Here is a 19,008-nt window from a genome sequence, read left to right as displayed (position 1 = left end):
ACTGTGCCATTAGTGTTTTTGTCGAGCCTTTTGTCGGTGTCTCTGGTTCAATGGGCGCTGTTTATCCTTTGCAGGATGGAGTTGTGCCATGGACATTTCGGGAAGCACCGCGTTTTATGCAGGCCTGAGTTCTATTCAGGCTGGGCAGAACCGTGTCGATCAGGCGGCCAGCCAGATCGCCGGCACCACAGTCGATCGTTCGGCCTCCAGCCAGTCCTCCGACGCTCAGATCGATCGCTTGCGCTCGGTCGATCGCAGCCAGCAATCGAATCTGGCCAGTAATATGGTCGATATGTCCCAAGGCAAGATCCAGGCAGAGCTGGGCGTCAAAGTCGCCAAGGCTTCTGACGAAATGCTCGGTACATTGATCGATACTTTCGCTTGATCCCTCGCTGAACCTGTTTACCTGAACACCGCCCTTGGCGCGGTGTTCTGTCAGGCACGTCCTTCTCGTTCAACTAATCTTTCCTACACGGTTTGTTGCCTTGCGCACCGGCTGCGGGCCTTTGCGTGCGCGCTATTCACTTGGGGCATGACGAACGGCAAAAGATCGACGCTTGACAAGATTTCGGCGTAAACGTATGTTTCAAACAACTGTTTGACCGCCACAACAATTCATTGCGGTCGTTCATTCCCGGTTACATCAGCAGAGGTTTATCGCTATGCCTGACTACAAGGCCCCCTTGCGTGATATTCGCTTCGTTCGTGACGAACTGCTTGGCTACGAAGCGCACTATCAGAGCCTTCCGGCTTGCCAGGACGCTACCCCGGACATGGTTGACGCCATTCTCGAGGAAGGCGCCAAGTTTTGTGAGCAGGTGCTGGCTCCGCTGAACCGCGTGGGTGACACCGAAGGCTGCACCTGGAGCGAGTCTGGCGTTAAGACCCCGACTGGCTTCAAAGAAGCCTACAAACAATTCGTCGAAGGTGGCTGGCCAAGCCTGGCCCATGACGTAGAGCATGGTGGCCAAGGCCTGCCGGAGTCTCTGGGTCTGGCTGTGAGCGAAATGGTCGGCGAAGCCAACTGGTCGTGGGGCATGTACCCAGGCCTGTCTCATGGCGCGATGAACACCATTTCCGAGCACGGTACGCCTGAGCAGCAAGAGGCTTACCTGACCAAACTGGTGTCCGGCGAATGGACCGGCACAATGTGCCTGACCGAACCACATTGCGGCACTGACCTGGGCATGCTGCGCACCAAGGCCGAGCCTCAGGCTGATGGTTCCTACAAGGTTTCCGGCACCAAGATCTTCATCTCGGCCGGTGAACACGACATGGCCGACAACATCGTCCACATCGTTCTGGCTCGCCTGCCGGATGCGCCTGCTGGTACCAAAGGCATTTCGCTGTTCATCGTTCCAAAGTTCCTGCCGAACGCTGACGGCAGCATCGGTGCACGCAACGCCGTGACCTGTGGTTCCCTGGAACACAAAATGGGCATCCACGGTAACGCCACCTGCGTGATGAACTTCGACGCGGCCACCGGTTTCCTGATCGGCCCGGCGAACAAAGGCCTGAACTGCATGTTCACCTTTATGAATACCGCGCGTCTGGGTACGGCTCTGCAAGGTCTGGCACACGCCGAGATCGGCTTCCAGGGCGGTCTGAAATACGCTCGCGATCGTCTGCAAATGCGCTCCCTGACTGGCCCGAAAGCGCCGGACAAAGCCGCTGACCCAATCATCGTTCACCCTGATGTACGTCGTATGCTGTTGACCATGAAGGCATTCGCCGAAGGCAACCGTGCGATGGTTTACTTCACGGCCAAGCAGGTCGACATCGTCAAGTACGGCGTAGATTTCGAGGCGAAGAAGAAAGCCGACGCACTGCTGGCCTTCATGACTCCGATCGCCAAAGCCTTCATGACTGAAGTCGGCTTCGAATCTGCTAACCACGGTGTGCAGATCTACGGCGGCCACGGCTTCATCGCCGAGTGGGGCATGGAGCAGAACGTTCGAGACAGCCGCATTTCGATGCTGTACGAAGGCACCACCGGTATCCAGGCGCTCGACTTGCTGGGCCGTAAAGTGCTGATGACTCAAGGCGAGGCTCTGAAAGGCTTCACCAAGATCGTCCACAAGTTCTGCCAGACCAACGAAGGCAACGAAGCGGTCAAAGAGTTCGTCGAGCCGTTGGCTGCACTGAACAAGGAATGGGGCGAACTGACCATGAAGGTCGGTATGGCCGCGATGAAAGATCGCGAGGAAGTCGGTGCCGCGTCGGTGGACTACCTGATGTACTCCGGTTACGCCTGCCTGGCCTACTTCTGGGCTGACATGGCGCGCCTGGCTGCCGAGAAACTGGCTGCCGGCACCACCGAAGAGGCGTTCTACACCGCCAAGCTGCAGACCGCGCGTTTCTACTTCCAGCGCATCCTGCCGCGTACCCGCACTCACGTTGCGACCATGCTGTCGGGTGCCAACAATCTGATGGACATGAAAGAAGAAGACTTCGCACTCGGCTACTAAGTCCTGCGGAGCGCTTCAAACAGCCGCTGCTTCTTCGGGAGCAGCGGCTTTTTTCTGCCCGCTGAAAACGACTGCAAATATTCCCGACTAAAACGCTAAGTAGAACGCTTTTGCTGCCGTTAAAGAGTGTGCGGTGTGATGTGCGTCACATTGCATGTGCTTAATTGTCAGGAATGCAGGCACAATGCCATCCATTGATTTGCCGGGCCGGAGCTCTACCCTTGCCGCGTTCTTCCGCTGTACGTCTCAGTCACTTTTTGCCCTCACTACTGTTGTTGCTCGCGGGGCTCGCGGCTGCCTACGTCAAGGATCTCAACGTCTTTTTCACCTCACTGTTCAACGTGCTGCCAACCCTGGTGCTGTTGCTCGGTGGTTCGTACTGCGCGGTTTACCGACGTCAACGTGAACTGTTTCTGATGGTCACGGTGTACATCGCCTACTACCTGCTCGACACCCAAACCGATTACTACCGTGATTACGGCAAGGTGCGTGACGACGCGGCGGTGGTTTTCCATCTCTGCTGTTTGCTGCTGCCTTTGCTGTACGGGCTGTTTGCTGCCTGGCAGGAACGCACCCACCTGTTTCAGGACATGGTCGCGCGCTTCGCGGTGTTGGTGGCATTCGGCAGTGTTGCACTGGGGCTTGAGCAAAGTTACCCGCAAGCGTTGTTGATGTGGCTGTCGGAAATACGCTGGCCGGCATTGCATGGTGCCTGGATGAGTTTGATCCAGTTGTCCTATCCGGTGTTCCTCGCGTCCTTTGTGTTGTTGGCGTATCAATACTGGCGCAACCCACGGCCGCTGCATGCGGCGCAATTGGTGGGCTTGCTCGGACTGTTCTGGATGTTACCCAAGACCTTCATCCTGCCGTTCACCCTGAACATCATGTGCAGCCAGGTGATGTTGATGATTGCCGCGGCGGTCGCCCACGAAGCCTATCAAATGGCTTTTCGTGATGAGCTGACGGGCCTGCCGGGTCGTCGCGCCTTGAACGAGCGCATGCAGCGTCTGGGCCGCAACTATGTGTTGGCGATGAGCGACGTCGACCACTTCAAGAAATTCAACGACACCCACGGGCACGATGTCGGCGACCAGGTGTTGCGGCTGGTGGCCAGCAAGTTGTCGAAGATCGGCGGCGGTGGCCGGGCGTATCGTTACGGGGGCGAGGAGTTCGCCTTGGTGTTTGCCGCCAAAACGCTCGAAGAGTGCATGCCGCACCTGGAAGTCATCCGTGAGTCGATTGCCACCTACAACATTCAGTTGCGTAATCAGGACAGCCGTCCGCAAGACGATCAGCAAGGTCGGCAACGCCGCGCGGGCTCTGGCGCCTCAAGCGTTTCGGTCACGGTGAGTATCGGTGTCGCCGAGCGACTGGAGCAGCGGACCCCGGAAGAAGTCCTGAAATCCGCAGACCAGGCGCTCTACAGCGCCAAGGGCGCGGGGCGAAACTGCGTGATGGCATTCGGGCAAAGCCGCCGTGGTGCGGTGCGTATGGAAGGCGCTGCGGGTTAGTGCTGAACGTGCATTCAGCGTATGGGCTGTGATTGTCCGAAGCGATTCACAGCAGCAGGTTTGAATGATCTGCTGACGGAGAAACGACCAGCCCGAGTACAAGCCTCTCCCTGCGCGACAGCGCTGCCTCTGAAAGATCGCAGCCTGCGGCAACTCCTACACTACAGATGGGCCTGTAGGAGTTGCCGCAGGCTGCGATCTTTTTTTCAGTGACCAAAAATTACAAATAGGTCACTAGCTGACCCTATGTATCGTAAAAGTTGTTCGGGTACACTCAAGACCTTGCTGAAATCCGATCCTACGAATCACTTTTCAAGTTCTCACGAGGTTTGCCATGGCTGACTACAAAGCGCCCTTGCGCGATATGCGCTTCGTCCTCAATGAAGTTTTCGAGGTTGCCAAACTGTGGGCTGAACTGCCCGCCCTGGCCGATACCGTCGATGCCGAGACCGTCGAGGCAATCCTTGAGGAAGCCGGTAAAGTCACCAGCAAAAGCATCGCACCGCTGAGCCGTGCTGCCGACGAAGAAGGCTGCCATTGGAGCGACGGCGCCGTCACCACGCCAGCAGGTTTCCCACAGGCATATCAGACTTATGCTGAAGGCGGTTGGGTCGGCGTCGGTGGTGATCCGTCCTACGGTGGCATGGGCATGCCGAAAGCGGTTTCGGCTCAGGTCGAAGAAATGGTCAACTCCGCCAGCCTGTCGTTCGGTCTGTACCCGATGCTGACTGCCGGGGCTTGCCTGTCGATCAACGCTCACGCCAGTGAAGAACTGAAAGCCGCTTACCTGCCAAACATGTACGCCGGTGTCTGGGCAGGCTCCATGTGCCTGACCGAGCCACACGCGGGGACTGACTTGGGGATTATCCGTACCAAGGCCGAACCGCAAGCAGACGGTTCCTACAAGGTCAGCGGAACCAAGATCTTCATCACCGGTGGTGAACACGACCTGACCGAAAACATCATTCACCTGGTGCTGGCCAAACTGCCGGATGCCCCTGCGGGTCCGAAAGGTATTTCGCTGTTCCTGGTTCCGAAGTTCATGGTCAACGCCGACGGCAGTCTCGGCGCGCGTAACCCGGCTAACTGCGGTTCGATCGAACACAAGATGGGTATCCAGGCATCCGCTACCTGCGTGATGAACTTCGACGAAGCCGTGGGTTACCTCGTGGGTGAGCCGAACAAAGGCCTGGCGGCCATGTTCACCATGATGAACTACGAGCGTCTGGGTGTCGGTATCCAGGGCCTGGCCAGCGGCGAGCGCTCTTATCAGAACGCGGTTGAATACGCTCGCGATCGCCTGCAAAGCCGTTCGCCGACAGGGGCGCAGAACAAAGACAAGGTCGCCGACCCGATCATCGTTCACCCGGACGTACGTCGCATGCTGCTGACCATGAAGGCCTCGAACGAAGGCGGTCGTGCATTCTCAACCTACGTGGCCATGCAACTGGACACCGCCAAGTTCAGCGAGGACGCGACCATCCGCAAACGCGCCGAAGACCTGGTGGCCTTGCTGACGCCGGTCGCCAAAGCATTTCTCACGGATCTGGGCCTGGAAACCACCATCCACGGCCAGCAAGTCTTTGGTGGCCACGGCTACATCCGCGAGTGGGGCCAGGAACAACTGGTGCGTGACGTGCGGATCACCCAGATCTACGAAGGCACCAACGGCATTCAGGCGCTTGACCTGGTCGGGCGCAAGATCGTCGGTAGCGGCGGGGCGTACTACAAGTTGTTTGCTGATGAGATCCGTCACTTTACCGCTACCGCGAGCGCTGATCTGGCCGAGTTCACCAAACCGTTGAATGACGCCGTCGACACGCTGGACGAACTGACCGCCTGGTTGTTGGACCGGGTGAAAAATAACCCGAACGAAATCGGCGCGGCCTCGGTCGAGTATCTGCAAGTGTTTGGCTATGTGTCCTACGCCTACATGTGGGCACTGATGGCCAAGGCAGCTTTTGGTAAAGAGGCGCAGGACGACTTCTACGCCAGCAAACTGGGCACCGCACGCTTTTACTTCGCTCGCCTGCTGCCACGATTTCATTCGCTGAGCGCTTCGGTCAAGGCCGGTAGTGAGTCGCTGTTTCTGTTGGATGCGGCGCAATTCTGAGAAGTGTAACGTCATGTAAGCATTTGCTTACGTGACGTGCTGCTGTTTTCCCCTGTTCCAGGATTGGATCCAGAGCTAATCTACTTCACATGGACGTAGCGCAGGAAGCGCAAAGCAATAACACGGACACGTAGGATTCTGCCAGGACGGCGGAGTGAAATGGATGTCAGGGAAACAGTCTGCAAAGCCCCGCTTCGGCGGGGTTTTCTTTTGCCTGTAATTTATGTTTTTGCCGTTCAGCCCTGTACATCCAGTACCGTCGGGCTAGCCATCCGCCCGCTCGGGCCGTTCATCACGTCTTCCAACAGGTTGCGCAGCAACTCCAGCGTCGCTTGCTGACGTTGAACGTCGCGACAGACCAATCCTACTTTCAGGGGAACCCGCGGCTCACTCAAGGGTTTCCACAAGAGCGCTTTGTTTCCGTGTTCCTGCTGCGAGCGGCCGGGTAGGACAGTGGCCAGTCTGGTGTGGGGCAAACTGTCGAGGATCCCCGCCATGTTGTTCAGTTCCGCCTGTACTTGCGGGCGGCGTCCGAGATTGGCCAGTTGTCCCTGCCAGATCTGCCGGACCTGAAACTCTTCCCCCAGCAACAGCATCGGCAACTCCGCGGCCTGACTCATGGAGACTTTCTTGAATTCACGCAACGGATGATCGGCAGGGATGACCAGGGTCAGTTCATCTTCATACAGCAAAACGCCATGTAGCCCGGGTTGGCGCGGCGGCAGATAGCTGATACCGATGTCGAGTGAGCCATTGAGCAATCGACGTTCGATTTCCAGCCCCGTGAGTTCGTAGATCTGTACCACCAGGTGCGGTTGCGCCTTGCGTACACGTTCCAGCATTTTGGGTACCAGGCTGGTGTGAACGGTTTGCAGCACACCGATGGCCAAGGTGCGCAACGCCTGGCCCTTGAAGTTGCCCAAGGCCTCGCGCGCACGCTGCAGACCGTCGAGCAAAGGCAGGGCGTGGTTGTACAAGGTATGCGCGGCCAGGGTGGGCAGCAGGCGTTTACTGCTGCGTTCGAACAGGCCCACGTCGAGGTTTTGCTCCAGTTGGCGGATCTGCTGCGACAGCGCCGGCTGGGAGATCGACAGGCGTTCGGCAGCCCGTCCGACATGGCCTTCTTCATACACCGCGACGAAATAACGCAGTTGCTTAAAATCCATAAGTAATTCTTATCAAAAAAGCTGGAAAATCGAAATGGCTCAGCGCCTGACAGAAGCCTAGTCTAACCGCATTCACAAGGCTTACAGGGCCAGAAAGCGCGATGAATACCGTTTACGTTGATGGTGTTTACATAGGCAAGGCAAAAAATCTCGGACAGGGTTTGATCTGCGATACCGACAAACAGCGGATTGCCAATCGACTCTGGTTATGGCCGCAAGGCCTGGGCAGCGATGAACACGGCGATCCGCGTTTTCATACTGGCCCCGAACGCGCCCTGCATCATTACCCGTCCGAACACTACGCTTACTGGCGCAAACGTTATCCACAGATCGACTGGAACGCTCCGGCCTTCGGTGAAAACCTTTCAACCCGCGGCCTGACCGAAGAGCAGGTGTGCCTGGGCGATATGTTTCGCTGGGGCGGTGCGTTGTTACAGGTCAGCCAACCGCGCTCACCGTGTTATCGGTTGAGCCACCGCTTGGGTGTGCCGATCTTGCCGCAACTGGCGCAGGATACAGGGCGCTGCGGCTGGTTCTACCGCGTTCTCAAGCCTGGTTTTGTCAGCGCCGATCAGCCGTTCGAGCTGATCCAGCGCAGTTACCCCGGCCTGACTGTGGCCTGGGCGTTGCGCTGTTTTTATCGAGAGCCGCTTGAGCATGCCGGTTTGAAAAAGCTCGTCGACTGCCCGGCGCTGTCTTCGCGCTGGCGTGATATTGCACTCAAACGTTTACGCACCGGGCGCGTCGAGGATTGGTCTTCGCGTCTGCTGGGTTCGCCGCTTGAGGGAATGCGCGCATGAACCTGTTCAGCCTGCGTCGCCAACAGCCGAGCCTGGATGATCTGGTGGTGGAGCATTTTCGGCCTTCCAGGCACGACAACCTTTCCAGCGAGTGCCTGATGCCCAGTGTCGAGCGACCCCAGCAAGTTTTCGTTCGCGGCCAGGGTTCCTGGCTCTGGGACAGTGATGACCGCGCGTATCTGGATTTCACCCAAGGTGGCGCGGCCAACAGCCTCGGCCATAGCCCATCGGTGCTGATCAAAGCCATCTCCGCTCAAGCGCAAACGCTGATCAATCCGGGTTCGGGTCTGCTTAACCGTGGCCAACTCAATCTGGCCGAACGGTTGTGCGCCAGTACCGGCAGCGACAAGGTTTATCTGCTCAACAGTGGCAGTGAAGCTTGCGAGGCGGCGATCAAGCTGGCGCGCAAATGGGGGCAACTGCATCGTGGCGGTGCATCGCGAATCATCACCGCCAGCGGTAGCTGCCATGGTCACGGCTTTGCAGCCATGTCCGCGTCGGACTGTCAGAACAATCGCTTTGAGCCACAACTTCCGGGTTTCAGCCACGTTCCGTTCAATGATTTGCCTGCGTTACATGCGGCGGTAGATGCGCAAACCGTAGCTATCCTGCTTGAGCCGATCCAATGCGCCGCCGGGGTGGTTCCGGCGACCGGGCATTACCTCAAAGGTGTCGAGCGCCTATGCCGTGAGTTGGGGATTTTGCTGATTCTCGACGAAGTGCAAACCGGGATTGGCCGTTGCGGCAGTCTGCTCGCCGAACAGTTTTATGGCGTGCGCGCCGACATTGTTGTGCTGGGCAAAGGGCTGGGCGGCGGGGTGCCAGTGGCGGCGCTTCTGGCGCGCGGTAAAGCCTGCTGCCTCGAGCCGGGCGAGCTGGATGGCACCCATCACGGCAACGCGTTGATGGCCTCGGCGGCGCTGGCAGTTCTGGACAGCGTGCTGGATCACGGCTTCCTCGAACAGGTTCGCGATAGCGCTCAACACCTGCGCGAAGGCTTGGGCCGATTGGCCAACCGTTACGGGCACGGTGAACTGCGTGGCCAGGGGCTGCTCTGGGGGCTGACACTGAGCGACGATTCGGCTGACGCGGTGGTGAACGCGGCGTTGTACGAAGGTTTGCTGTTGAGCGCCCCGAAACCCGATTGCCTGCGGTTCACACCGGCGCTGACAGTCAGCAAGACCAATATCGACGAAATGCTCCTGCGCCTGGCCCGAGCCTTTTCCCGGGTGCGCACGGCCCAACTTCAATGTCGCAAAGGCATCGCGGTCTGAACAGACCGGCCCTTCTCTAATTCCCTAACCGTCTTGCGGTATAACGCGTCGCCCCATGTCTGATTTTTTTGGCATGGGGCGTTTTTTTGTCTCAGCGATTTTCCAAACCCTACTCAGTGCTTGAGTGATTGCCAGAACAATGGCTTTTTGGCGGAGTCGGCGAGGACTGCCGATGCCATCACGCATTGATTCTGCGGATGGCTTGGTTTGTAAATATATACCACTGAGTGGTATGGTAATGGGAAGGGATGTCCATGACGATCAGGCTGTTCAAGACAAGGCGTTTTACCGTCCAGGCAGGCAAAGCCTGGATCGGCGATGACGAGCTCAGGTCAGCGTTCCGCGAGTTGCTTAAAGGACAGGCAGACAGTCTGGGAGGTGGCGTCTGGAAAAAGCGCTTGAGCGAAAACCGTCACCGTTCGATTGTTCTGGCCAAGGGGGGACGGTACTGGGTTTACCAGTTTCTGTTTGCCAAGAAAGACCAGAGCAACATCAGCCAAACGGAGTTGGCTGCCTTTCGAGAGTTGGCCAAAGCCTACGAGAGGTTGAGTGACACACAAGTCCAGCAACTGCTGGATATGAGGGAGTTTGTGGAGGTACATCATGAGTAAGAAGTTCAAGAGTGAAGCCCTTGAGTCGGTTCACGATTCGGCCACTGCATTGTTGTCGATCGGCGCTATCAGCAAGACCACCATGCGCCAGTTCGATGAGACATGCCTGGCACAGGTGCCAGAGGCGATTCCCGCCGAACAGATCAAGCAACTGCGCGAGCGTAACAATGTCAGCCAACCGGTGTTCGCCCGCTATTTGAATACCAGCGCTTCTACCGTCAAACAGTGGGAAACGGGTGACAAGCACCCCAGCGGGATGGCATTGAAGCTGCTGAGCATCGTGCAGAAGCATGGACTGGAAATACTGGCCTGAGTTGATCGGCAAGTGCTGCAAGCCCGGATCGCAGCCCGGTAGCTGCGATCTTTTCAAGACACTCTGTCCCCCGCCTGCGGTCAGGCGTTCTTCTGCTCCATCACCTCGCGATAAAACAGCCATTCTTGCTCCAGCACATGGGCCTGATTGCTGGCCTTGCGAAAGCCGTGGCGTTCGTCCGGATAGTAATGGGCCTGGGCGGAAATGCCGTTGTCTTGCAGGGCCTTGAGCATGTCGCGGGTCTGTTGCGGTACCACCACAGCGTCGAGTTCGCCTTGGAAGAAGATCACTGGCACGCGGATTTCACTCGCGTGCAGCAGCGGTGTGCGGGCGACGTAGCGCTCGGCATCCTGCTGCGGATCGCCGATCAGCCAGTCCAGATAGTCACCTTCGAATTTGTGGGTGGTGCGGCCCAGGGCCGCCGGGTCGCTGACGCCGTACAAACTGGCGCCCGCGCTGAAGACGTCCCGAAATGCCAGCGCGCAGAGCGTGGTGTAACCGCCGGCACTGCCACCACGAATGAACGCGTAATCGCCGTCGATCAAACCTTGCCCGGCGAGGTAGGCGACCACGGCGCAGGCGTCTTCGACATCCACGTCGCCCCAGCTCAGGTGCAGCGCCTGCCGATAGGCGCGACCGTATCCACTACTGCCGCGATAGTTAAGGTCGGCGACCGCGAAGCCGCGTTGTGTCCAGTACTGGATTCGCGGATCGAGCATCGGGTAGCACGCCGACGTCGGCCCGCCATGAATAAACACCAGCAACGGTGGTTTGGCGACATCGGTCATGGCCGGATAAAAGAAACCATGGGCCTCGCCGGTACCGCTGGGGTAGCGCAGTGTTTGCGGCTGGCTGATGTGCTTGGCGGGCAGCGGTGCCACTCCGCCCGCCAACACCCGGACTTGATGGCTTTTACGGTTGATGGCGATCACCGCGGAAGGGCTGACCGGCGAAGCCGCGATGCAGTAGACAGATTCCTGGTCCAGCGCCAGATTTCGGAAGCGACTGTAATCGCCGGTGAAATCCTCAACGGAATCACCAGAGCGCAGCCCAAGGCGTCCGAAACCCTCCACGGTCCAGTTCGCCAGGTAGTTCTTTTCGTCAAGCGGCAACCAAGTGCAACCGCCAAGCTGCCAAGGCGCCGGAGCATGATCCGCGTCGCTGCTGGGCAGCGGCTGCAAGCCTGATCCGGTTTCGACCCACGGCTGCCAGAATCCGGCGCGATCGGTCAGGCAATACAGGCGGCCGGCATCATCGAAGCGAGGCTGTTGCAAGGACTCTTCAGACGCGTCACCCGCTACGCAGCGCGGCCGGCCGAAAGCGCCGTTGGCATCGCGCTCGGCGACCATCAAGCGGGTCGCGGTCCAGGGTTGATGCGGCCGGCTCCATTCGATCCAGGCCAACCGCCCGGCATCCGGACTCAAGGTTGGAGCCGAGTAGAAGTCTGCGCCTTCGGCCAACAGCTGACGTTTGCCGTCTGCCGGATCTATGGCCACCAGGCGATGTTGATCGCCTTGTTCTTCGACGGCGAGTACCTGCTCGTCGGCAAATTGCAGATCGCCGTAACGGCATTCCCCCATGGTCAACGCCTGCGGCATTTCACCGGCCAACGATTGCCGATACAGCTGCTGATCCGTTTCGTTGACGAAGACCACGCCATCATCGCTCAAGCAAAACGACCCGCCACCGTATTCATAGACTCGACTGCGCGCGCTGAACCCCGGCGGGGTGAGGCAATGGGCGGTGTTGTCGCGCCAATGCCAGATTCGGCAGGCGCCGTCTTCGGGGCGGTACTCATTCCAGAACAAACCCTGAGCGCCGACGCACAAGTCAGTGAAATCGACGCCGGCCGCTACGGCTTTGAGGGCGCTCAAGGGTTCAGCTTTTAACGATGAGGCGTGAGTTCCGTTCATTGCGAAATTCCAGTTGCTCGATGGTCTGGGTAGCGTGCTCGGCTTCTTCGCGGGCCTTGAGGATCACGCCGTGATGTTCCGACTTGCTGCACACCGGGTCGGCATTGCTCGCGTTACCCGTGAGCATGAAGGCCTGGCAACGGCAGCCGCCGAAGTCCTTTTCTTTCTCGTCGCAGGAGCGGCACGGCTCGGGCATCCAGTCGTAACCGCGAAAGCGGTTGAAGCCGAACGAGTCGTACCAGATGTGCTGCATGCTGTGATCGCGCACGTTCGGGAATTGCACCGGCATCTGCCGTGCGCCGTGGCACGGCAGGGCGGTGCCGTCCGGGGTCACGGTCAGGAAAATGCTGCCCCAGCCATTCATGCAGGCCTTGGGGCGTTCCTCGTAGTAGTCCGGGGTGACAAAGATCAGCTTGCACGGGTGACCTTCGGCTTCGAGTTTGGCCCGGTATTCATTGGTGATGCGCTCGGCGCGCACCAGCTGTTCCCTGGTCGGCAGCAAACCGACGCGGTTGAGTTGGGCCCAGCCGTAGAACTGGCAGGTGGCGAGCTCGACGAAGTCGGCTTCCAGGGCAATACACAGCTCAATGATGCGGTCGATCTTGTCGATGTTGTGCCGATGGGTGACGAAGTTCAGCACCATCGGATAGCCGTGGGCTTTTACCGCGCGGGCCATTTCGAGTTTCTGCGCGAAAGCTTTTTTCGAACCGGCCAACAAGTTATTCACCTGTTCATCGCTGGCCTGGAAACTGATCTGGATGTGATCGAGACCGGCCTTCTTGAAGTCGCTGATTTTCTGCTCGGTGAGGCCAATCCCCGAGGTGATCAGGTTGGTGTAGAAGCCCAGTTTTCGAGCCTCGGCGATCAGCTCGGCGAGGTCCTGACGCACCAAGGGTTCGCCGCCAGAGAAACCCAACTGCGCCGCGCCCATTTCCCGTGCCTCGCGAAACACCTTGAGCCACTGCTCGGTGCTGAGCTCTTTGCCTTGCTCGGCGAAGTCCAGCGGGTTCGAGCAGTAGGGGCATTGCAGCGGGCAGCGGTAGGTCAGCTCGGCGAGCAGCCATAGCGGCAGGCCGATCTCGGGTTTGGGCGGCAATGGCAGCGCCGCTGATTCAGGCAAGCTCGATCCAGTGCTCTGCACGGGCGACCTCCATGAATTGCTCGATGTCGTCACCGAGTTCGGGGACGCCGGGGAACTGGGCGTCCAGTTCGGCAATGATCGCCGCGACGTCACGTTTACCGTCGATCAGGCCACCAATCAGCGCGGCGCTTTCGTTGAGTTTGATCATGCCTTCCGGGTACAGCAGCACGTGGCCTTTTTGCGCCGGTTCGTACTGGAAGCGGTAGCCGGGACGCCAGCGCGGGGTCTTGCTGCGGTCGAAACTCATAAGGCGATCCCTTTATGCCAGACCCGTTGCTCAGTCACGCTGTGATAAGGCGGGCGGTTCAGTTCATAGGCCATGCTCATGGCATCGAGCATGCTCCAAAGGATGTCCAGTTTGAACTGGAGAATTTCCAGCATGCGCTGCTGGCCTTTATAGGTGGTGTAGTGCTGCAGGGTGATTGCCAGACCGTGCTCGACATCGCGCCGCGCCTGACCCAGCCGGGTGCGGAAATACTCATAACCGGCCGGATCGATCCACGGGTAATGCTGCGGCCAGCTGTCCAGGCGTGACTGGTGGATTTGCGGCGCAAACAGTTCGGTCAGCGAGCTGCTGGCGGCTTCCTGCCAATTGGCCCGGCGGGCGAAGTTGACGTAGGCATCCACCGCGAAACGCACGCCGGGCAACACCAGTTCCTGGGAACGCAGTTGGTCCGGGTCCAGGCCAACGGCTTGGCCGAGGCGCAACCAGGCTTCGATACCACCGTCCTCACCGGGCGCGCCGTCGTGGTCGAGCAGGCGTTGAATCCACTCGCGACGGACTTCACGGTCCGGGCAGTTGGCCAGAATCGCAGCGTCCTTGAGCGGGATATTCACCTGATAGTAGAAACGGTTGGCAACCCAGCCCTGGATCTGCTCGCGGGTCGCCCGGCCTTCGTACATCGCCACGTGATACGGGTGATGGATGTGGTAGTAGGCGCCCTTCGCCCGAAGCGCCTGTTCGAACTCGGCGGGAGAGAGTGGTGTGTCAGTCATTTCGGTTCTCCGGGGAATAACCGTTGGATTCTGTGGTGTCTGCTCTGGCCTCATCGCGGGCAAGCCTTGCTCCTACAGTATTGCGTCGCACGCCATTTGCGCGCTCGCCAAAGGTCTCGTAGGAGCAAGGCTTGCCTGCGATAGACCGCGTAGCGGTCTCCGTTCTTACAACTCGATACTCATGCCATCGTAGGCCACTTCAACATTGCGTCGAACCAGTTCGGCGCGCTCGACCGAGTCCTCATCGAGGATCGGGTTGGTGTTGTTGATGTGGATAAGCACTTTGCGCTGCTGTGGCAGTTGTTCCAGCACTTCGAGCATACCGCCGAGGCCGTTCTGTGCCAGATGCCCCATCTCCCGACCGGTGCGGGTGCCGACGCCGCGGCGCTGCATTTCATCGTCGTCCCACAGCGTGCCGTCCACCAGCAGGCAATCGCTGCCCGCCATGATCTCCAGCAACGGCGCATCGACCTTGCCCAGCCCTGGCGCATAGAACAACTTGCCGCCGGTACGCAGGTCTTCGACGATCAACCCGATGTTGTCGCCCGGGTGTGGGTCGAAGCGATGTGGCGAGTAGGGCGGTGCGGCGCTACGCAGCGGCAGTGGGGTAAAGCGCAGGTTCGGGCAGGCCGGGACGGTGAAGCTCTGGTCGAGCTCGATGCGGTTCCAGTTCAACCCGCCGTTCCAGTGGGTAAGCATAGTGAACAGCGGGAAGCCGGTGCTGAGGTCTTCATGGACCATGTCAGTGCACCAGACCTGATGCGGGCAGCCTTCGCGCAGGCTCAGCAGGCCGGTGGTGTGGTCGATCTGGCTGTCCATCAGGATGATTGCGCTGATGCCGGTATCACGCAGGGCGCGGCCGGGTTGCATCGGGGCGAAGTTCTGGAGCTGCGCGCGAATGTCCGGCGAGGCGTTGCACAGGACCCAGTTCACGCCGTCATCGGAAATAGCGATAGACGACTGGGTACGCGCTTCGGCCCGCAGGCTACCGTCGCGAAAACCTGCGCAGTTAACGCAGTTGCAGTTCCACTGCGGAAAACCACCGCCGGCGGCGGAACCTAGAATCTGGACAAACATGGTTGCTCCATCACTTCAACGCTGAAAATAAAAACGCCCCGGACGGGCCGAGGCGTTGTACCGCATGTTCTACCCAAGGGCAGTATCAACGGCTGGCGAAGTACATGGTGACTTCAAAGCCGATACGCAGGTCGGTGTAAGCAGGTTTGGACCAAGTCATAAAAACGTTCCTTCAGGCTCGTGAGAAAAATTCACTCTATACCTATAGCCCACCTCCCGCAGGAGATGTTCAGAGGTTTGCCGGGCTATGTTACTGAAACGTTTCTGCAAATTGGAGACATCTCTCGAAGAAAGCCCATTACAACCCCGGTAATGATCGGGCTGTCGGTTGCCAGGTGCCGTCCGGGCAGGCATTGGTGGCCAGGCATCTGCGGCCACCTGCTGCGTGAATCAGGCGCTTTGCTGCATCGAGCAACGCTGTGCGATTCAGTAGCAACACGGCCTGTTGCAGCTCAGGCAGGTAATCCGACGAATGGCCGCCCAGTTTGCCCTGCCACACTAGTTCAAAGGCTTGGGCAAACGGGATGAGATTGCCGTCGAGCTGCTCGGCCAAGGTCTGGCGCTGATTGATCAAGGACGCATCATCGAGCGTCGAGATGAGTTCAGGCAGTTGCTTCAGGAAGGCTTCGATGTGTTCGAGGATCTCTTTCACCGATGCGCTCGGCGATTGCACGCCGAATAGCAGCCCGGTCAGCCCATTGATCTGACGGACCCCACTGAACACTGCGTAACCCAATTGCAGTTCGACCCGCAGGCGCTGATAGAACGGCGTTTGGCAGAGTTGCGCGAGCAGGCGCCACGCGGCTTCGTCGGCCAGATCCTGAGTGGGCGTCGGGCAAAACAGCAATAGTGCATTTTCGTTGGCGTCACTGGGCACTTCGCTCCAGAGGCGTGGACCGGCAATGGAGGCGGGCGCGGTCATCTCACTGTCAGGAATGCCAGGCACGCGGCTCAAGGCGCGGGTGATCGCTGTTTGAACGGTCGCCGGCAGACCTGCGGCCAATCCATCCCAGCGTGCAGTGGCCCAGATCTGCTGTAGGACATCAGCACCGGCAGGCTGCGATGTCGGCTGCGAATCCTGTCCCAGGCAATGTGCTGGCAACACCTTAAGCAATTGCCGGATCGCGATCAGCGGTGCTGACGACTCGGTACTGAGCCAGGCATCGGCGGCGGGATTCATCAGACACAGCAGCGCCTGTTCGAGAATCGCCGGCATCGGCTCATGCCGTCCGCTCATTTTCAGCAACCATTGATTGCCCGTTTCGCTGAAGGACAGCTCGACGCATGCCTGACTGGCGTCATCGCACAGGCCTTGCAGGCTGCGGGCCAGTGTCGGCTGAAGATTGGCTGGCGGTGCGGAGTCGAGGCGCCAACGCAGGCAAATCGCCGCTTCGCCATTATCGTCTGCGAGACCTTGGTTGAACTGCATCGGCGAGCGCTCACGGCGACCGCGCGTGCGATCCTGGGCAAACGTGCGCAAGCCGCGATGGGCGCTGGTTTGTCCACGGATCAAACCGGCTGGTGCTGGCACTTCGGCCGAACGCAGGAACGGATTGGCGGGTGGCAGTTGCCAGACGACATCCAGGTTATCCACAGGTGTCGGGCTCATCTGCTGAACTATGGCTTTAAGCGCAATGGCACCCGAATCCGACAGTTCTGGTTCAAGCTTCTCACTGTCCAGTCGGGCAAGTGCCAAGGCGTTGCTGGTTTGACGCTTTTGCTGTTGCAGCAGGGCATATTCTTCGCGCAGCTTCGACCAGTCGGCAGCGTCGGCGAAGAAGCTCAGCCAATCACCCAGCAGCTCACGGATTATCCCGGCCTGCGTTGCGGCACTGGCTGTCAGGTTGAACTCAACCTGCAGCAGTGCTTGTCCGGCGAATTGGTACAGCGGCGCCGCCTTCAGGTTGTCGATCAATTGGCGATGGCGTAACTCGGCGAAGACGCCTCCCGGTTTCGACGTGTTCAGCCAGGTGCAGAGAAAATCCAGCGCTTCACGGGATGCGTTCGGCAAGGCTTCGAATGCAAACAGCAGGTTGAGTCTGCGTTCGTCGGCCAGTTGATAGCTGTTGTTTGCGGTTGCCATCAACGCGGGCGGGGCGCTTTGCGGTTGCTGTTTACCGACGGCGAAGGCGCTGCTCAAACGCTCGGCCAGGCTACGCAACTCATCCACAGACTGCGGACCGGCAAGGCTCAGAGTTATTTGACCGGTTTGGTAGAAACGCTGATAGAACGCGCTTAAGGCCTGTTGAAACTCAGGCTGCTGTACCGCCAGGCTGTCGCGATTGCCGGCATGGAAACCGCGCAACGGATGATCTGATGCAAGCCCATCGAACAATGCGACCTGTCGTTGCGCCTCAGTATCCTGAGACCAGGCAATGAACTCGGCTTCCAGTACTTCCCGTTCACGCAACTGATCATCCGGATTCAGGCGCGGGTGGGCGAGCATGTCGCACAAACGCTCAAGCCCTCCGGCGAAGTCCTGAGGCGGCAGTTCGAAGAAGAAGTCGGTGGTGCGCTCGCGGGTGCTGGCGTTCAGTTGCCCGCCGTGACGTTGCACGTAGGCCATCAACCCATCGTCAGCAGGAAAGCGTTCGGTGCCGAGAAAGAACAGGTGTTCAAGAAAGTGCACCAGCCCAGGCCAGGCCAGCGGCGCATCGTGACTGCCAGCAGCAACCCGTAAAGCCGCGGCGCAGCGTTTCAAACCGGGCGCATGACGAAGCGAAACCCGCAGGCCGTTGGCCAGGGTTTCGACGTGAGGGAGAAGGTGGGTCGGCGCAGGCATGAGCACTTCCGCTACTTAAGATGTGCTCATGCTAGCGAAAACATGGGATCAGCGCTTGTTCAGCTCGCCGTAGAGTTCTGGTCGACGATCGAGAAAGTAGCGATTGGCGGCACGAGAATCGACCATCAGTTGGCGATCCAGCGTACCAACGATCAGCGCTTCATCCAGGCCGGCCTGGGCGATGCGACTGCCATCCGGTGCGGCGATGCTGCTTTGACCGCAGTAGTGGATCTCGCCTTCGTGACCACAGTAATTGGCGTACGCCACGTAACATTGGTTCTCGAAGGCCCGTGAGCGCACGGTGACATCGGCGATGAAGTCGTAGGGAATCATGTTCGCCGTCGGCACCAGAATCAGCTCGGCGCCGGCCAGCGCCAGGCGCCGGGCGTTTTCCGGAAACTCCAGGTCGTAGCAGATCAAAAAGCCCAGCTTCCAGCCGTTGAGTTCCACCAATGGAAACTCATCCGGTCCAACGCTGAACATCGAATGATCGAGCTCGCCGAACAGATGAGTCTTGCGGTAGTTGGCCAGACGCTGGCCCCGGCTATCGATCAACTGCACGGCGTTATAGATCTGCCCGTCCTCGGCGCGTTCCGGATAGCCATACACAATGGCGATACCGGAGGCCTTGGCGATGCTCGCGATGTACTGCGCGCAAGTGCCGTCTTGCGCCTCGGCCAACGCGCCAACCGCTTCGGCGCCGATGTTGTAGCCGGTCAGGAACATCTCCGGGAACACCAGCAGATCGGCGCCTTTGGCCTCTGTCGCAAGCTTTTGCAGGCGCTGCAGATTGCCGGCAACGTCGAGCGGCAGCGGCGGGCATTGGTAGAGCGCTACGCGCAT

17 protein-coding genes are annotated in these 19,008 nt (G+C 59.2%); 8 read left to right on the top strand and 9 right to left on the bottom strand.

The genetic code is table 11. From position 1 onward, the window contains the following. The first annotated feature begins 88 nt into the window (after positions 1–88). The 4 genes from AO353_RS07500 to AO353_RS07485 all read left to right on the top strand — a co-directional run bounded on the left by AO353_RS07500 (position 89) and on the right by AO353_RS07485 (position 6,092). Positions 89–385 carry a hypothetical protein gene (locus AO353_RS07500; protein WP_054594343.1) on the top strand — a complete coding sequence of 99 codons (297 nt, stop codon included), beginning with the start codon at positions 89–91 and terminating at the stop codon, positions 383–385. A 277-nt stretch (positions 386–662) separates the two neighbouring features. Then, positions 663–2,468 (top strand): phenylacyl-CoA dehydrogenase, encoded by a 1,806-nt coding sequence (locus AO353_RS07495; protein WP_054594342.1) that lies wholly within the window; start codon positions 663–665, stop codon positions 2,466–2,468. Positions 2,469–2,689: 221 nt separating this feature from the next. Further along, positions 2,690–3,979, top strand: a complete 1,290-nt coding sequence (locus AO353_RS07490) for a GGDEF domain-containing protein (protein ID WP_054594341.1) — start codon at positions 2,690–2,692, stop codon at positions 3,977–3,979. Positions 3,980–4,313: 334 nt separating this feature from the next. Next, positions 4,314–6,092, top strand: a complete 1,779-nt coding sequence (locus AO353_RS07485; protein WP_054594340.1) for an acyl-CoA dehydrogenase C-terminal domain-containing protein — start codon at positions 4,314–4,316, stop codon at positions 6,090–6,092. A 236-nt stretch (positions 6,093–6,328) separates the two neighbouring features. On the opposite strand, the gene AO353_RS07480 is transcribed toward AO353_RS07485, so the two are convergent. Next, positions 6,329–7,258 (bottom strand): LysR family transcriptional regulator, encoded by a 930-nt coding sequence (locus AO353_RS07480; protein ID WP_054594339.1) that lies wholly within the window; start codon positions 7,256–7,258, stop codon positions 6,329–6,331. A gap of 101 nt (positions 7,259–7,359) precedes the next feature. Here AO353_RS07480 and AO353_RS07475 point away from each other — a divergent pair, with 101 nt between their 5' ends. The 4 genes from AO353_RS07475 to AO353_RS07460 all read left to right on the top strand — a co-directional run bounded on the left by AO353_RS07475 (position 7,360) and on the right by AO353_RS07460 (position 10,256). Beyond that, on the top strand, positions 7,360–8,058 hold the full coding sequence (locus AO353_RS07475) for an MOSC domain-containing protein (RefSeq protein WP_054594338.1): 699 nt from the start codon (positions 7,360–7,362) through the stop codon (positions 8,056–8,058). Beyond that, positions 8,055–9,332, top strand: coding sequence for an aspartate aminotransferase family protein (locus tag AO353_RS07470; protein ID WP_054594337.1), 1,278 nt, complete (start codon positions 8,055–8,057; stop codon positions 9,330–9,332). The genes AO353_RS07475 and AO353_RS07470 overlap by 4 nt, the downstream gene beginning before the upstream one ends. 254 nt (positions 9,333–9,586) lie before the next feature. Then, complete coding sequence (locus AO353_RS07465; protein ID WP_054594336.1) at positions 9,587–9,943, top strand: type II toxin-antitoxin system RelE/ParE family toxin; 357 nt, start codon at positions 9,587–9,589, stop codon at positions 9,941–9,943. Then, a complete protein-coding gene (locus tag AO353_RS07460) occupies positions 9,936–10,256 on the top strand; it encodes a helix-turn-helix domain-containing protein (RefSeq protein ID WP_054594335.1) in 321 nt (106 codons plus the stop codon). Before AO353_RS07465 ends, AO353_RS07460 begins: the two co-directional genes overlap by 8 nt. Before the next feature lie 80 nt (positions 10,257–10,336). Here AO353_RS07460 and AO353_RS07455 read toward each other — a convergent pair whose 3' ends face one another. The 8 genes from AO353_RS07455 to AO353_RS07425 all read right to left on the bottom strand — a co-directional run bounded on the left by AO353_RS07455 (position 10,337) and on the right by AO353_RS07425 (position 19,008). Then, a complete protein-coding gene (locus tag AO353_RS07455; protein ID WP_054594334.1) occupies positions 10,337–12,169 on the bottom strand; it encodes an alpha/beta hydrolase family protein in 1,833 nt (610 codons plus the stop codon). Then, positions 12,135–13,310, bottom strand: a complete 1,176-nt coding sequence (pqqE, locus tag AO353_RS07450; protein ID WP_054594333.1) for a pyrroloquinoline quinone biosynthesis protein PqqE — start codon at positions 13,308–13,310, stop codon at positions 12,135–12,137. The genes AO353_RS07455 and pqqE overlap by 35 nt, the downstream gene beginning before the upstream one ends. Beyond that, the gene (pqqD, locus tag AO353_RS07445) at positions 13,282–13,557 is read right to left on the bottom strand and encodes a pyrroloquinoline quinone biosynthesis peptide chaperone PqqD (protein WP_054594332.1); all 276 of its coding nucleotides are present in this window, start codon (positions 13,555–13,557) and stop codon (positions 13,282–13,284) included. The genes pqqE and pqqD overlap by 29 nt, the downstream gene beginning before the upstream one ends. Beyond that, entirely contained in the window at positions 13,554–14,306 is a 753-nt protein-coding gene (gene pqqC, locus AO353_RS07440) for a pyrroloquinoline-quinone synthase PqqC (protein ID WP_054594331.1), read from the bottom strand. Before pqqC ends, pqqD begins: the two co-directional genes overlap by 4 nt. Before the next feature lie 165 nt (positions 14,307–14,471). Further along, positions 14,472–15,383, bottom strand: coding sequence for a pyrroloquinoline quinone biosynthesis protein PqqB (gene pqqB, locus AO353_RS07435; RefSeq protein ID WP_054594330.1), 912 nt, complete (start codon positions 15,381–15,383; stop codon positions 14,472–14,474). An 85-nt stretch (positions 15,384–15,468) separates the two neighbouring features. Next, positions 15,469–15,543, bottom strand: coding sequence for a pyrroloquinoline quinone precursor peptide PqqA (gene pqqA, locus AO353_RS29560; RefSeq protein ID WP_003194766.1), 75 nt, complete (start codon positions 15,541–15,543; stop codon positions 15,469–15,471). Between the two features lie 138 nt (positions 15,544–15,681). Beyond that, positions 15,682–18,165, bottom strand: a complete 2,484-nt coding sequence (gene pqqF, locus AO353_RS07430; RefSeq protein WP_054594329.1) for a pyrroloquinoline quinone biosynthesis protein PqqF — start codon at positions 18,163–18,165, stop codon at positions 15,682–15,684. A gap of 48 nt (positions 18,166–18,213) precedes the next feature. Next, positions 18,214–19,008 (bottom strand): carbon-nitrogen hydrolase family protein, encoded by a 795-nt coding sequence (locus tag AO353_RS07425; RefSeq protein WP_054594328.1) that lies wholly within the window; start codon positions 19,006–19,008, stop codon positions 18,214–18,216.

Source organism: Pseudomonas fluorescens, from assembly GCF_001307155.1.
Lineage (GTDB): Bacteria > Pseudomonadota > Gammaproteobacteria > Pseudomonadales > Pseudomonadaceae > Aquipseudomonas > Aquipseudomonas helvetica.
This window is presented reverse-complemented; position numbering and strand designations above follow the sequence as displayed.

Excerpts from the sequence above, each read along its gene's own strand:
- pqqF (WP_054594329.1), bottom strand. The coding sequence starts at position 18,165 with ATGCCTGCGCCGACCCACCTTCTCCCTCACGTCGAAACCCTGGCCAAC.
- pqqC (WP_054594331.1), bottom strand. The coding sequence starts at position 14,306 with ATGACTGACACACCACTCTCTCCCGCCGAGTTCGAACAGGCGCTTCGG.
- pqqD (WP_054594332.1), bottom strand. The coding sequence starts at position 13,557 with ATGAGTTTCGACCGCAGCAAGACCCCGCGCTGGCGTCCCGGCTACCGC.
- AO353_RS07495 (WP_054594342.1), top strand. The coding sequence starts at position 663 with ATGCCTGACTACAAGGCCCCCTTGCGTGATATTCGCTTCGTTCGTGAC.
- AO353_RS07465 (WP_054594336.1), top strand. The coding sequence starts at position 9,587 with ATGACGATCAGGCTGTTCAAGACAAGGCGTTTTACCGTCCAGGCAGGC.
- AO353_RS07460 (WP_054594335.1), top strand. The coding sequence starts at position 9,936 with ATGAGTAAGAAGTTCAAGAGTGAAGCCCTTGAGTCGGTTCACGATTCG.
- AO353_RS07455 (WP_054594334.1), bottom strand. The coding sequence starts at position 12,169 with ATGAACGGAACTCACGCCTCATCGTTAAAAGCTGAACCCTTGAGCGCC.
- AO353_RS07500 (WP_054594343.1), top strand. The coding sequence starts at position 89 with ATGGACATTTCGGGAAGCACCGCGTTTTATGCAGGCCTGAGTTCTATT.
- AO353_RS07485 (WP_054594340.1), top strand. The coding sequence starts at position 4,314 with ATGGCTGACTACAAAGCGCCCTTGCGCGATATGCGCTTCGTCCTCAAT.
- AO353_RS07480 (WP_054594339.1), bottom strand. The coding sequence starts at position 7,258 with ATGGATTTTAAGCAACTGCGTTATTTCGTCGCGGTGTATGAAGAAGGC.
- AO353_RS07475 (WP_054594338.1), top strand. The coding sequence starts at position 7,360 with ATGAATACCGTTTACGTTGATGGTGTTTACATAGGCAAGGCAAAAAAT.
- pqqB (WP_054594330.1), bottom strand. The coding sequence starts at position 15,383 with ATGTTTGTCCAGATTCTAGGTTCCGCCGCCGGCGGTGGTTTTCCGCAG.
- AO353_RS07470 (WP_054594337.1), top strand. The coding sequence starts at position 8,055 with ATGAACCTGTTCAGCCTGCGTCGCCAACAGCCGAGCCTGGATGATCTG.
- AO353_RS07425 (WP_054594328.1), bottom strand. The coding sequence starts at position 19,008 with ATGCGCGTAGCGCTCTACCAATGCCCGCCGCTGCCGCTCGACGTTGCC.